Origin of the sequence: Streptomyces broussonetiae (assembly GCF_009796285.1) — a bacterium.
GTDB classification, from domain to species: Bacteria; Actinomycetota; Actinomycetes; order Streptomycetales; family Streptomycetaceae; genus Streptomyces; species Streptomyces broussonetiae.
On record NZ_CP047020.1, the window covers coordinates 3,560,792 to 3,573,475 of the forward strand.

Annotated in this window: 14 protein-coding genes; 5 read left to right on the plus strand and 9 right to left on the minus strand. The window is 68.2% G+C overall.

Annotation, left to right across the window (positions count from 1 at the left end):
• Window positions 1–729 precede the first annotated feature (729 nt).
• The 3 genes from GQF42_RS16505 to GQF42_RS16515 all read right to left on the minus strand — a co-directional run bounded on the left by GQF42_RS16505 (window position 730) and on the right by GQF42_RS16515 (window position 2,639).
• A complete protein-coding gene (locus GQF42_RS16505; protein WP_158920597.1) occupies window positions 730–1,557 on the minus strand; it encodes a ZIP family metal transporter in 828 nt (275 codons plus the stop codon).
• A 177-nt stretch (window positions 1,558–1,734) separates the two neighbouring features.
• Entirely contained in the window at window positions 1,735–2,073 is a 339-nt protein-coding gene (locus GQF42_RS16510) for a hypothetical protein (protein WP_158920599.1), read from the minus strand.
• An 86-nt stretch (window positions 2,074–2,159) separates the two neighbouring features.
• Entirely contained in the window at window positions 2,160–2,639 is a 480-nt protein-coding gene (locus GQF42_RS16515; RefSeq protein ID WP_158920601.1) for an ArsI/CadI family heavy metal resistance metalloenzyme, read from the minus strand.
• 78 nt (window positions 2,640–2,717) lie between these two features.
• On the opposite strand from GQF42_RS16515, the gene GQF42_RS16520 reads away from it, so the two are divergent.
• Genes GQF42_RS16520 through GQF42_RS16530 form a run of 3 tightly spaced genes read left to right on the plus strand, consistent with a single transcriptional unit; the run spans window position 2,718 to window position 4,285 of the window.
• Window positions 2,718–3,098 carry an ArsR/SmtB family transcription factor gene (locus GQF42_RS16520; RefSeq protein WP_158920603.1) on the plus strand — a complete coding sequence of 127 codons (381 nt, stop codon included), beginning with the start codon at window positions 2,718–2,720 and terminating at the stop codon, window positions 3,096–3,098.
• Window positions 3,095–3,838 (plus strand): aquaporin, encoded by a 744-nt coding sequence (locus GQF42_RS16525; RefSeq protein WP_233273366.1) that lies wholly within the window; start codon window positions 3,095–3,097, stop codon window positions 3,836–3,838. The genes GQF42_RS16520 and GQF42_RS16525 overlap by 4 nt, the downstream gene beginning before the upstream one ends.
• Before the next feature lie 27 nt (window positions 3,839–3,865).
• Window positions 3,866–4,285: an arsenate reductase ArsC gene (locus tag GQF42_RS16530; RefSeq protein ID WP_158920607.1), complete on the plus strand. Its 420-nt coding sequence runs from the start codon at window positions 3,866–3,868 to the stop codon at window positions 4,283–4,285.
• Window positions 4,286–4,642: 357 nt separating this feature from the next.
• On the opposite strand, the gene GQF42_RS16535 is transcribed toward GQF42_RS16530, so the two are convergent.
• Window positions 4,643–5,662, minus strand: a complete 1,020-nt coding sequence (locus GQF42_RS16535) for a right-handed parallel beta-helix repeat-containing protein (RefSeq protein ID WP_158920609.1) — start codon at window positions 5,660–5,662, stop codon at window positions 4,643–4,645.
• Window positions 5,663–6,308: 646 nt separating this feature from the next.
• On the opposite strand from GQF42_RS16535, the gene GQF42_RS16540 reads away from it, so the two are divergent.
• Window positions 6,309–6,869, plus strand: coding sequence for a hypothetical protein (locus tag GQF42_RS16540; RefSeq protein WP_158920611.1), 561 nt, complete (start codon window positions 6,309–6,311; stop codon window positions 6,867–6,869).
• Between the two features lie 571 nt (window positions 6,870–7,440).
• Here the strand turns inward: GQF42_RS16540 and GQF42_RS16545 are convergent.
• Window positions 7,441–8,076: a DUF4360 domain-containing protein gene (locus GQF42_RS16545; protein WP_158920613.1), complete on the minus strand. Its 636-nt coding sequence runs from the start codon at window positions 8,074–8,076 to the stop codon at window positions 7,441–7,443.
• A gap of 296 nt (window positions 8,077–8,372) precedes the next feature.
• On the opposite strand from GQF42_RS16545, the gene GQF42_RS46945 reads away from it, so the two are divergent.
• Window positions 8,373–8,507, plus strand: a complete 135-nt coding sequence (locus GQF42_RS46945; protein WP_267906141.1) for a hypothetical protein — start codon at window positions 8,373–8,375, stop codon at window positions 8,505–8,507.
• Between the two features lie 181 nt (window positions 8,508–8,688).
• Here the strand turns inward: GQF42_RS46945 and GQF42_RS16555 are convergent, their stop codons facing one another.
• The 4 genes from GQF42_RS16555 to GQF42_RS16570 form a co-directional block, all read right to left on the minus strand.
• Window positions 8,689–8,874, minus strand: a complete 186-nt coding sequence (locus tag GQF42_RS16555) for a hypothetical protein (RefSeq protein ID WP_158920622.1) — start codon at window positions 8,872–8,874, stop codon at window positions 8,689–8,691.
• Window positions 8,875–9,036: 162 nt separating this feature from the next.
• A complete protein-coding gene (locus GQF42_RS16560; RefSeq protein ID WP_233273367.1) occupies window positions 9,037–10,419 on the minus strand; it encodes a Dyp-type peroxidase in 1,383 nt (460 codons plus the stop codon).
• 2 nt (window positions 10,420–10,421) lie between these two features.
• Window positions 10,422–11,498, minus strand: coding sequence for a tetratricopeptide repeat protein (locus tag GQF42_RS16565; RefSeq protein WP_158920624.1), 1,077 nt, complete (start codon window positions 11,496–11,498; stop codon window positions 10,422–10,424).
• Window positions 11,495–12,652 carry a DUF4331 family protein gene (locus GQF42_RS16570; protein WP_158920626.1) on the minus strand — a complete coding sequence of 386 codons (1,158 nt, stop codon included), beginning with the start codon at window positions 12,650–12,652 and terminating at the stop codon, window positions 11,495–11,497. Before GQF42_RS16570 ends, GQF42_RS16565 begins: the two co-directional genes overlap by 4 nt.
• Between the last annotated feature and the right edge of the window lie 32 nt (window positions 12,653–12,684).

Genomic DNA, 12,684 nt, shown 5'->3' on the forward strand with positions numbered 1-12,684 from the left:
CCACCAGCACGATCAGGAAGGTGACGTCGGAGACTGCTGCTGTCGTGGTGTGCCACGCCTGTGCGGTGGGTTCGGCGTAGCGGCGCAGGAGCAGGCCGACGGCGGACGGGACGAGTTGCGGGAGCCCACCGCACCAGTGCGCCCACGTCGAGGGAGGCCTTGGTACCGATGTCGGCGGCGGTGAGGACGGCGTTGACGGTGGGGCGAAGGTGAGGCTGCCGACGGAGGCGAGCAGTACCTGCATCGCCGCGCCCGCGACGACGTCGCCCTGCTGCACACGCTTCCCCGCCGGTCAGTCGCGAAGCTCCCCGAGCCGGCGCAGGGCGCTCGTGCTCGGCATGAAGCCGTACTCGCCCCTCGGGTGACGACGAAGCGCGGCAGCGTAGCGAGGCGGCGCCTCACCGGCCGTCGGGGAATGGTGTAGCCGGCCTCCCCGTCGGCGGCTCCGACGACCGGGTCCCTCGAGCTGCCGGCCCCGAAGAAGACTCCGTCGTTCATCCACTCCGACTGGACGAACTCGAACTGCCGGCCTGGTCGAACTCGTCGGTGTCGCCACGCTCGCCACGCCCGTCTGCACGCCCCTGAACCCCCTACTGAACCCCCTACCCGCACGCCCGAGTACGACCGGCTCGACCGCCTGCGCCGCTCAGAGCAGTGCGGCGCGCAGATGACGACGGCCGCAACTGCGACCGGCTGACGCCGAAGCGGTCCCGGCGGCCCGGGGTCGGCTCAGGCGCCGGCGGCCGTGACGATGGCGTCCGTGGCGAAGCCGAGCAGCAGGCCGAGCAGGATGCACCAGGTGGTGAGTGTCTTCAGCCCGGCCTTGCGGGCGACGGCCAGCAGCTCGATGACCACGTAGAGGATCGAGCCGGCGGCGAGGCCGAGGAAGGCGATCGAGAGGGTGTCGTCGACCAGGTGCTGGCCGACGAGCGTGCCGAGGAAGGTGGGGCCGCCGCCTATCAGGCCGAGCCACAGCAGCGTGAGCCAGGACGGGCGTTCGCCCTCGGCGGCGAGCGGGGCGACGATGCCGAAGCCCTCGGTGGCGTTGTGCAGGCCGAACCCGATGATCAACAGGACGGCGAGGGAGAGTTCGCCCTTGGCGGCGGAGTTGCCGATCGCCAGGCCCTCGGCGAAGTTGTGCAGGCCGATACCGGTGGCGATCATCAGCGCGAGCGAGCCCGCCTGGCTGCGGGTCTTGAGGGCCGGCTCGGTGGTGGTGGCGGCGCCGGGTCCCGCGGGGCGTGCGGCGGCGGTCCGACGGCGGGCCATCCAGGTGTCGTAGTGCACGAGCCCGGCCAGCCCGATGGTCAGCCCCACGGCCAGGGTGCCGCCCTTGGAGGCGACCGAGCCCCACTCGTGCTTGCCGAGCGCCTCGTCGACCGGCTCCCAGGCGTGTGCCAGCACGTCCCACACGAGGAAGACCAGGATGCCGATGGCAACGGCGTTCAGGCCCGCCTTGAGGCGAGGAGTCGGCGAACGCAGGCGGCCGATGGGGAGGCCGAGATAGATGGTGAAACCTGCGATGGCGCCGAGCAGGGCGATGTTCGCGCTGGACATGGGGATTCTCCGGTCTGACGTGCGGGGACGCACCCAGAAGCTAAGGCAGGGAAGGCTTACCTAACAACCGGAGAAGCGGGCCTTCAGGGAACCTTGGTCAAGCCGTTACGTGACGGTGCGCAGTGCCTGGACTTCCGCATCGGGCCAACTGCGATGAGGCGACGGAGAATTGGCCACTCAAGGCCGTGGCGGCGCCCAACCGTTGCGAGGACTGCGCGCCCGAGTGCCGCGGCGCACCGCCCGGAGGACCAGGATCAGCACCGTGACCCAGAGCGCGCCGTCGAGAGTGTCCGCGATCATGATGACGGGGTGGGGTGCGACCAACAGGCTCGGCATCCTGGCACCGACCAGGCCCAGGCCCACGAGGAGGGGGAGCCACGCCCCGAAGAACCGCATGCCCTGGTCGGGACTCCTCCCTTTGCGGACCTCGGTCCGCTCCCACCACCGACTGGCGAGGCTCAAGAGGACCAGCACGCACCCCATGGCAACCACGGACCAGTCCATGAACCGCAGCATCACAACTCCTTCATCAGGAGGATGATGCGCCCACGGGTGATCACGGTCAAGGTGACCACTCCAGTACGACCGAAGCAGCCACCGCTTCATGTCCGCCTGCCGCAGCCGCAAGCGGTCGCGGCAGGGGCCGCTTCGCCGGTCGGACTGCTGCAGCAGACGTCACCGGTGGCGTTGGGGTCGGCGCTCTTGCCGAGGGTGCCTGCGTCGCCCTTCACCACATAGACCTCCCACGGTTCCCGCCCGGGTCCGTGCACCCAGACCTTGTCCTGGAGGGCGTAGCAGCAGGACGTGTCGCCCTCCTCGAAGGTGGCCAGGCCGGCGTCCTTGAGCCGGGTGGTGGCGGCGTTCACCTGCTCTGTCGATTCCACCTCCACTCCGAGGTGATCGAGGCGGGTCTCCTGTCCGGGCTCACCTTCGATGAGCACGAGCTTCAGCGGGGGCTCCGCGATGGCGAAGTTGGCGTAGCCCACACGCCGCTTGGCCGGTTCGGTGCCGAAGAGCTTTGAGTAGAAGGCGATCGACGCTTCAAGGTCGCTGACGCGCAGGGCGAGCTGAGCACGGGACATGAACGACTCCCATCTGCTTGCATTGATGTCCGTCTATGCAACCTTGCGCACTGGATCGAGAAACGTCAATATAGAAGCATGTCAAAGCAAGAGCTGGTGGTGCTCGGGCAGGACGATCAGTCCGGCGCCTGCTGCCCTGGACTGGTGGCGGCGCCTGTCGACGAGAACCAGGCGGCCGAGCTGTCGAGGATGTTCAAAGCCCTGGGCGACCCGGTTCGGCTGCGACTGCTGTCCATGATCGCCTCGCGGGCGGGCGGTGAGGTCTGCGTGTGCGACCTGACCCCGGCTTTCGACCTGTCCCAGCCGACGATCTCCCACCACCTCAAGCTGCTTCGGCAGGCGGGCCTGATCGACTGCGAGCGTCGCGGCACATGGGTCTACTACTGGGTGCTGCCTGCCACGCTCGACCGGCTTTCAGCGTTCCTGACGACCACGCAGACGGCAGAGGGCCACGCGTGAGCGCCTCCCTGGGGCGGCGGGCCCTCGCTGAGCTTGTCGGTTCGGCGGCCCTGGTCGCGGTGGTGGTCGGCTCCGGGATCCAGGCCACCGAGCTGACCCAGGACACCGGCGTGCAACTGCTGGCCAACTCGCTGGCCACCGTCCTGGGACTCGGCGTACTGATCGCCCTCCTCGGGCCGGTCTCCGGTGCGCACTTCAACCCCGTCGTCACGCTCGCGGCCTGGTTCACCGACCGGCACACCGGCGAAGGACCGAACGGCCGAGACATCGCGGCGTACCTGCCGGCCCAGACCATCGGAGCCATCGGCGGCGCGATCCTCGCTGATGCCATGTTCGCCAAACCGCTCGTGCACTGGTCCACCCACGACCGCTCCGCCGGCCACCTGTGGCTGGGCGAACTCGTGGCAACGACCGGCCTCATCCTGCTGGTCTTCGGCCTCGGCCGCACCGGACGTGCCCACTTCACCCCCGTGGCCGTGGCGTCCTACATCGGGGCGGCGTACTGGTTCACGTCCTCCACGTCGTTCGCCAACCCGGCCGTCACCATCGGCCGCGCCTTCACCGACACGTTCGCCGGCATCGCGCCCGCCTCGGTCAGCCCGTTCATTGCGGCACAGAGTGCCGGTGCCGCGCTCGGCCTGGGCCTGCTGATCGCCCTGTTCGGGCGTACGGAACCGGTGCGCACCACTCGTACCCCTGCCGTGGACGAACCCGAACTCGCCGCATCCACGCACCCCTGAACTGCCGCCCCAGGAAAGACATCCGCCATGCCCCCTCCCACCGAGCGTCCGTCCGTGCTGTTCGTCTGCGTCCACAACGCCGGGCGCTCCCAAATGGCCGCCGCGTTCCTCACCCGTCTCGCGGGCGACCGGGTACAGGTCCGCTCCGCCGGATCCGCACCCGCCGACACGGTCAACCCGGCTGTCGTCGAAGCGATGTCGGAGGCGGGCATCGACATCTCCGCCGAGGTGCCCAAGGTGCTCACGGTCGAAGCCGTCCAGGCCTCGGACATCGTCATCACGATGGGCTGCGGCGACACCTGCCCGGTCTTCCCCGGCAAGCGATACCTCGACTGGAAGCTCCCCGACCCGGCCGGACAGGGAGTCGACGCCATCCGCCCCATCCGCGACGCGATCGAAAAGCACATCCGCGGACTGCTCGACGAGATCACGCCCGGCCAAGCCTGAGTGCGGCGACCGGAGGCCGCATCGTGGCCGCGGCCCCCATGCCTTTGTACCCGGCCGCGTCGGGCATGTGCCCGGCCGCGTCGGGCACTTACATGCAGCGACGGACTCACGTCCCTCCCAAGACCCGCGAGCCCCCTTCCGCCGGGGAAGGGGGCTCGCGAGGGCCATGCGGTCGCGCACGGGCGGGAGCCGATCCTCAGGCCCGCTCCACCTCGGAGACGGTGCTCGAGGAACGCCCGGGGCCCGGCAGCGGCGTCCGAGAGGACGCCGACGGCTGCGACCCGCGAGAGCGCAGAGCGCCGGTGGCGGCGAGCACATGGCCTCAGCGGCAGCAGCCTCTTGCCGGACGGCGGACGGCTACTGCTTGCAGCCAGGGATCGGCGTGGGGGCGCAGTTGTTCGGGTGGTTGTCCCGCACCTTGGAGTCGCGCAACGTTACGGTTCCCAGGTTGTAGATGCCTCCCCCGTCCTGGAAGGCAGTGTTGCGCTCCACAGTGGAATCACGCACGGTCAGGCTTCCGCGAACACCGCCGAGGATTCCGTTGTAGATTCCGCCGCCGAAACGCCCGGCGATGTTCCCACTCACCGTGGAACCTTTGAGTGTGGTTGCGCTCTGGTTGTAGATTCCGCCGCCGTCGGTACCCGCGCTGTTGTCGACGACGCGGGAATTGTGCAGTGTCACCGAACCATTGGTGTGTTCGACGAGAATGCCCCCGGAGTCGGTCGTCGATGAGTTCTTCCGCACCGTGGAATCGGTTAGCGTCACGGAGCTTTTGTTGAACGTGTCGATACCGCCGACCTCACCGGAACTGTTGTTGCTCACCGTGGAGCCGTCCAGCTTCAGGGTCGTGTGGCTGTTCTCGATTCCTCCGCCCAATCCGTTCGCGAAGTTGTTGCTCACCTTTGAGTGGTCCAGCGTCACGGTGCCGTTGAAGCTGTTGATGCCGCCTCCGAAGCCGAAAGCACCATTGGCGGTGTTGTTGCGTACCGTCGACTTGATCAGAGTGACGGTGCCGTTGGTGTTGTCGATGCCGCCACCGCCCTGGCTGACGTTGTTGTTACGCACGGTCGAGTCATCGAGCGTCACCGAGCCGTTGTTGTTCGAGATCCCGCCACCGGAGTCGGCCTGGCCGTGGATGATGGTCAGGCTCTTCAGCTCTACACGGGCGTTGTTGACCGTCACTGTGGTGCCCGTGTCGTGGCCGTCGAGGACGGCACCGTCCAGGCCGATCAATTTCAGGTCGGTATTGATGACGAAGTTGCCGAAGCAGACACCTTTGATGCGCAGCGTCGCCCCAGGCCGCGCATTGGCGAGAGCAGGCTGCAAGGCGTTGGGGTTGTGTCTGCAGTCGACCACGCCGCCGGAGTCGATGGCCATGGCCGGCCCTGCCTCGGCCAGACAGATTACGCCCGCTGCCGCCACCGCCGCCGCGGCTTTCCCCCACCGGGGACGCACTCCCTCGGCCAATCGCATATTCATCCCGTTCTCCCGTGCCATGCGGGGCTCGAATGGAATCCAACGCCCGCGCCGCCCTTCCATACGGAATACGTCCGAGGCGCAGCCCGCTGAAGGATGGTGTGGCCATCCGAACGCTGGATGACAGGGGCAGGGCCGCGACATCCCTCCAATGGCCGTGACCGGTGACCGGCGTGGCCTACCCGATCAGGTCAGCGGAGTAACTCAATTACCGAGTCAAGGCGACGGGCGCCCACCGGCAGCGAGGTGCGGCGCCCGTTCGAGACCGAGGATTTGAGGACTGTGCTCATCTTTATCAGGTTGATCACGGGGAGCTGGCGGCATCGGGCAACTCGCTTCTGGCCGCAGTTGGACGTCCGCTGAGGCACGGGCCTGCCGCCGTTGTCCGCGCCTGTCGGTGTCAACCGCAGATGTCAGGCGCCAGGGCCCCTCTTGACACATCGGCCCATCGCATCCGTGCAGCTTGTTCGGCCAGTCCATCACACCCGATGACGAGCACTCGTAAGATCATCCGGTCATCGTGAGGTGTTCGAGGCTGGGGGATCAGATGGGGGCAACCGAGCAGTTTGTGACGATAGGAGCCGTCCTGGTTGGCGCGCTGTCCACTCATGTCACCAACCACCTGATGGAGCGGAGCAAGAATCGCTACCAACTCATGACTCGGTGGGACGACAAAAAGGTCGAAGCATATGCGGCGTACATGGATGCAGTGAAGTGGCGCATCGCCGCGTGCGTTCGGGTGTACGAGGCCAAAGAAGGGTTGGCCGAAGAGCACAGGTCCGAGGGGGAGCTTCGCACGGACCTATTTCAAGCGAGCCGACGATGGGGGTCCGCCTTCGAACGGGTCATGCTCCTCGGCTGTGACGATGCGATCGAGGCCGGCCATGAACTGAACGTGCTGCTCTCCGAGATCACTTGGCAGGCCACAGGGAAGATCACCGGAACTCTCAGCGAATGGCGGGAACGGCATCGCGCCGCGTTCCGAGCGATCAACACCTTCCATGAAGCGGCCCGGCAAGACCTGGGCATCCAGGGGAAAGTCACGGGCGAGAAGCACCCGCAGCGCGACCTCTTGCTCCCGCCCTCCCGCGATGCAGCAGAAGACTGACCTCTCTTCAGCCCTCCACTCACCCCAGCCCCCATCCCGTACGCCACTACGGACCCACAGCCGGAAACGGCGCTCCCGCCATCCCGGCGCCGACCGATCCCTCGTCGGAGGCATCATTCTGACCGTGGCCACTCCGTGCGGCAGCCGAATCGTGGCCTTTGGCTCGTAGCTGTGCGCGCGGCCCGGGCATCGGCCGGGCTGGAACGGGACGGAGGCAGGAGCGCAGGCCCGGCCGCGCACGCCGCGCTTGCGCGGCGACTTGCCGACGTAGAGCAACTTGCAACCCAGTGCTCAGCTGCGTCGGGCACTCCTGTCCGATCCCGGGTGACGCTTGACAGTTCGGTCCCAGCTGGTGGTTGACAGTGGCCGTGATCGGCTTTTCTGTGCGCGTCGTTGCGGCGCGTGTGGGGAGGCCGGGCGGCTCGCGTGCCGCAAGAGGGAGATGCGCGGGTGAGCCGAGTTACCCCTGCTCCGAAGGCGCATCCCACCTCCAGTGATCACTACATGGTGCTACCACCGATTACGAGAGCCGTTGGCCCTGGACGCACCCGCCGATCGCGGCGCCAGGAGATCACTGACACCGCTTCAAGGCTACGTGGTACACGGTTTTGATCGTGCCGTTCGTCGAGTCCATCTCCATGAAGCTGGTGGCGCTCGGGCTTGAGGTGCCGGGGTCGACCTGTAGTTCGGTGTTGATGTCGAGGTCGCGCTCCTGCCCGCAGGGGGCGAAGACCAGGGCGGCGACGGGCACGGTGTCGGTCGTCCGCCAGTTGTTGGTGAACCCGCCCTTGAAGTGATGAGTCTTGGTGGTGGTGGCGTTGCCCTCGAAGTGGTAGCTGGCCCGCTGGGTCCCGGACGCACCCGGCGCCAGTGACGCGAAGCCGCTGTAGTCGGCGGACACGATCGCGTAAGTGAGGCCACCGGGGACGTGCACGCGCAGGTTGAGCTGACAGTTCTTGCGGGAGTCGGTCGGCGCCGAGCCGGGCCCCACCTGGGCGAGGTAGTTACTATAGGTAACGCTGAAGGTGGTGTTGTCAGGGGAGATGGCCACGGAGGCCGTCCCCGGCGGGCAGCCGGTACCGTCGGCCGCCACACTGTCGATGACGATCCGGTCCGGCGGCGGGGGCGGAGCCGCGCTGGCACCGAAGGCCGACGAGCCGAACAATGATGTGGCGACACCAGCCGCCGCCAGCACGCGGAGCACCATGGGCTTCCCTTCAATCGTCCACGGATCCAGGGCGGGCGTCACTGTCCGAGCCCGGCCAACCGGATTTGACGTGGGCATCGCACCACATGTGGCGTGCCCGCATATGTAACGTGACGTCCCAGTCACTCAATCGGCCTTCGAGGTGGAGGCCTCGTTCACCCACGCGCGGGGACAGAGCGGCGCGAGCTCGGATACAGCGGCTGACTCGATCCGCTCTGGCGCTACATCTCCTGCGGAGCCGGAGCCGGTACCGGCCGGAGCATCGGCTGTTTGGCCGCCCCTACGCAGGCCAGACCGTGACCGCGCACGTGTCGGACTCCGCGGTCACCGTCGAGCTGGACGGCCAGGTCCGGGTGATCCGGCGCACGACCGACGTCCCGGTCCGCAACGTGAAAGCGAACAAGCCCCACGGGGCTCCCTACGTTGTCTAGGCCCAACGTCAAGCATCACCCGGGACCAGAACGTCAGGCATCAGCTGGGATCCGACATGCGTCGGGCACTCCACAGCGCAGCCCACGAAATCACCCGCCGCCGAAACCCAACGAGCCCCCTTCCCAACCAGGGAAGGGGGCGCAGGGAGCCACACGGTCGCGCACAAGCCTGGAACGGACCTCAGACCCACTCCACCTCGCAGACGATCTGCGAGGTGGATTCAGGCACCGGCAGCGGCGTACGGGAAGCATCCGACAACGCCAGCGAGCGGGGGCGCGAAGCACCGACCGCCGCCAACGCAGCCGTCACTTCCTCCTCGCTCACCCCCGCCAGCACCTCCATCACCCGATCGAGTGCCTCGCTCACCTCAGTGCGCGTGACCGCTCGAAGCCGACGCCGGACCTGCGTTCTTGACCGTCAGCGGGAGCAACTTCTTGCCGGTCGGGCCGATTTGGATGTGCGTGTCCATCTGCGGGCAGGGCAGCATCCACAACCAGACCCCAGATCCCCTGGGTTCATCACGTCGGCTCAGGAGCCGAGGTCGGCCATCCAGCGCAGTGCGCTGAGGCTCGGCAGGAAGAGGTATTCGCCGCCGCGCGTGGTGACGAAGCGCTCGACGCCGTGCAGGCGACGCCGAACGGGCCGCTGCGGGATCGTGAAGATGCCCGAGCCGTCGTTGTCACCCGTCAGCAGATCCTTCTCCACGTCCAGGCCGGTGAAGTTGCCGTCGTTGAACCATTGCGACTTCACGAACTCGAACTGACGGTCGAGGTGCGCGTTGACGGCGATGAACACAATGCCGCGGTCGGCGCCGTCGTCGTCCAGGGTGCCGGCGGGCAGCGGCGGCCCGTAGCTGGTGCTTCGCCGGATCAGCCGGTGGAGGTCGACGTCACCGATGATCTCCGAGTCACGCGGATTGGCACGCCTGGCGTGGGCACCGTGCGGGCAGACCACCCCACGCGGATCAGACGCGTAGACGAAGTCGTTGTTGCGCTGCTCGTCCGCCCCCAGGTCCGGGTCGTCGTGCTCGGGCGCCAGGATCAACGGGGCACCGCTCGGCCAGCGGCCCACGATCTTCGCGGCGAGCAGCGACTCCTCTTCCGGGCTGCCGGCGTTGTCGTGTAGATAGCGCCGGAAGGCGGCGACACGTGTGTGCAGCTTCCGCCAGACCACGAACGTGCCGTTACGGCCCAGCACCTCCGGCTCCGGTATCGGCGGCAGGTTTCCGGTCTGGTCGGGATAGCCCAGCACGAACTCGCCCGCCTTGAGGACGGGACCGCCGCCGGGTGGGTTGTCCGCGCCGCTTCCTTCCACCGCGGGGTTGCTGATGCCGTCCTTGTAGCCGAAGCTGGTGCGCCCCGAGGCCAGTTGATAGAGATCTTGCCGGTACACCACTTGAACGCCGGGAAGCTGCATGCGCGCCTGCCGCGCCCGTTCGAGTACGACCGCCAGGGACTCCTGGTCGGCAGCGATGAGGGACAACACGATGTGCACCCGGCCGGTACCGAAGGGCGGCTCCCAGTGCGCGGGCGCGCTCTCGCCGGTGTCACCCAGGAACTCGGCCCGTGCCGCCATACCCTGCCGGAACTCCTCCGGGAAGCTGTTCAGAGAAGCCTGCGGCACCTGGAGCGCTTCGAGCCCCCGGTACGTCACCGCGACGTTGAGAAGCGCCGGCAGGGGCGGCTGCCACCAGTTGGCGGCGGAGTCGACCAGTCCGGCCAGGCGTCCCATCAGGTCACGTCCAGCGCGCCGGTCGTCCACCCGCAGCAGGATGTAGGTGCCGACGTACGGCGACGGCCGGGTACGCAGCACGATGCCTTGGATGTCGTCGAGTTGCAGTGGTGGGCCTTCAACCGTCGTCATCTCGTCCCCTCGGTCGGGCGTCGGGCGATTTGTACCAATCACAGGCACTATTAGCGCTGTCCGACACGGCATCTGGCGCGATCGACGAGCGCCCGGGCACGTGGAGTGGGTCGATGCGCGAGGTTCTGGAGCGACAGCCGAAGCGCCCGCTGAGGATCGCCGCCCACGGTCAGCCAGAACTCGGCCGCGTGATCGACGTACGCCTCGGGGTGGCGCGCCATCAGCTCCTCGTAGCGCGCGGCGGCGCGCGCTCGCCAGAACCGGGCCTCCGCCGACGCCCCGCATCCGCCGAGGAGGCGGGCGAGCCCGGTCGCGTACTCGGGGTCGTCGCTGACGAGGACCAGCCGCCGCAGCCGCTCCACCGCCGCGGCCCTCCTCCCCTCGGCGGCGTCGGCCTCGGCGAGGTGGCCCAGAGCCGGAACATAGGACGGCAGGCGGGCGACCGCCGACTCCAGCCAGGTCCGCGCCCTCGCCGGACCTCCCCGCACCAGCCACATCCGCCCGCACTGGAATTCGAGGATCGCCAGCGGGAAGGGACTGACCCCGCGGTACGCGCGACGCGCCGCCAGGAACCACGTCTCGGCCTCGGCTGCCTCATCTGCCTCGTGCGCTGCACCGCCGTTGTCGGCGTGGCAGCGGGCCATAGCAGCGACGGTCCCGAAGTCCCGCCGTCTCGACAACGCCCGCCGACACAGCGCGTGCGCCTCGTCGTACCGCCCGACCGCCTGGCAGACCGCTGCCCGCTCCACGTCGACGGTGCACCGGTCGAGTCCCAGAACGGCCGCCGCCTCCAGATCGTCCAGCGCCGCCGCGAACCGGTGGAAGTGGGCCGCCACTCCGGCGCGCGCGAGGAGCGGACGAGGATCGCCCGGCGCCCGGTCCACGAACATGTCGGCCAGCGCTGCCACGCGCTCGACCTCGTCGATGCGGCCCCCCACGTGCCCACGCAGGGCGGTCAGCTCCACCAGCTCGCCCCAGCCTGCGGCGGTGAGCCTTCCCGGCACCGCCTGCGCCGCCAGACCTTCGATGCGTGCGTCCAGGTTGCCCATGGCGATGACACCGGCCGTCGTGCGCGGCCCGCCCGCGAGGTCGCCTCCGGCACGATCAGCTGCGGTGACGCCGCTCATCTGTTCGCCGGGGCCTTCGGAATGGTGGCCGCCTGCTCGGGCGGGTACGGGTTGGCCGGTGCCAGGTACGGGAACTCGCGCAGCGCCGGGACGGTCCCGTCGACGCCGTCGCTCACGCGCGGGCCGTGTCCCGCGTTGACGATCAGTGTGTAGAGCGTGTCGATGACGTCGTCGTTGAGCGACCGGCCACCGCAGGTCGTGTACTCCCGGCCCTCCAGCAGAGCCCACTCGATCTCGAAATAGCTGTCCTCTGCGTACGGCTTGGCAGCGTCCACGACCAGGAAGTCCGCCAGCAGCAGTTCCGTCAGCGGATGCGTCCCGTCCGGCTGTGCCGTCCAGTCCAGCTTGCCGTCGAGACCGTCGAAGAAGCCCAGGTTGGCGTTAAGTCGTGAGCGATAGGCGTCCAGGTAGGTCGGACCCAGCCGGAACGGGTCTTCCTCGTTGTAGAGATCGCGTAGGTCCACGATCTTGTTGGCGGTGTCGACCCCGTTCTCCGACATGAGAATGTTCTTGACCTCGGGACGGCCCAGGCGTTCCAGTCGCACGGGATACGGCCCGAGGGTGACGGTCTCCGCCGCGACGGCGAAGACGCTGCCCGCGGCCGGCCCGAACACCCTGGCGGCATCGAGTTCCGCCACGAAGGTCAGGACGTCGTTGCCCTCCAGCGGGTTGGTGCCCTGCGGGACGAAGGCGAGCCGCCCGCTCGCCCGCGTCTCCACCTCCTTGGCCACGTCCATGAAGAAGGGATCCAGCCGCAGTCCCGCGTAGCAGCGCACGTCGTCGCCCTCACCGCCCCGCTCGTCGTTCACCAGGAACGACACCGATGCCCCGCTCGGCAGCACGCACGTTCCCCGCTGCGCCGACCGCCCGTCCTCATCCGGTCCGGCCGGAGCAGAGAAAGTGCACGTGAGCGCGAATTCGTCGGCGCCGACATCGAAGAGAGCTCCGGAATGTCCCATGGGCACGGACACCGGACGGACGCGAAATCGATAACTGGCAGCGTCCGAGAACAGGGCTCCGGGCCAGGCGCTGGGAAAGACATCGAGGACGAGAACGAGCCGACCGGGCCGCGAGGGGCTGGGAAAAGCGTAAAGGTCGGTCAGGTCGATGGCCGGATCGGCCACGGCGCGGGTGCCGGAAAGATGGTCGGACATGGTGCTGCGACCTCCGCTGACGGGGTCCGGGC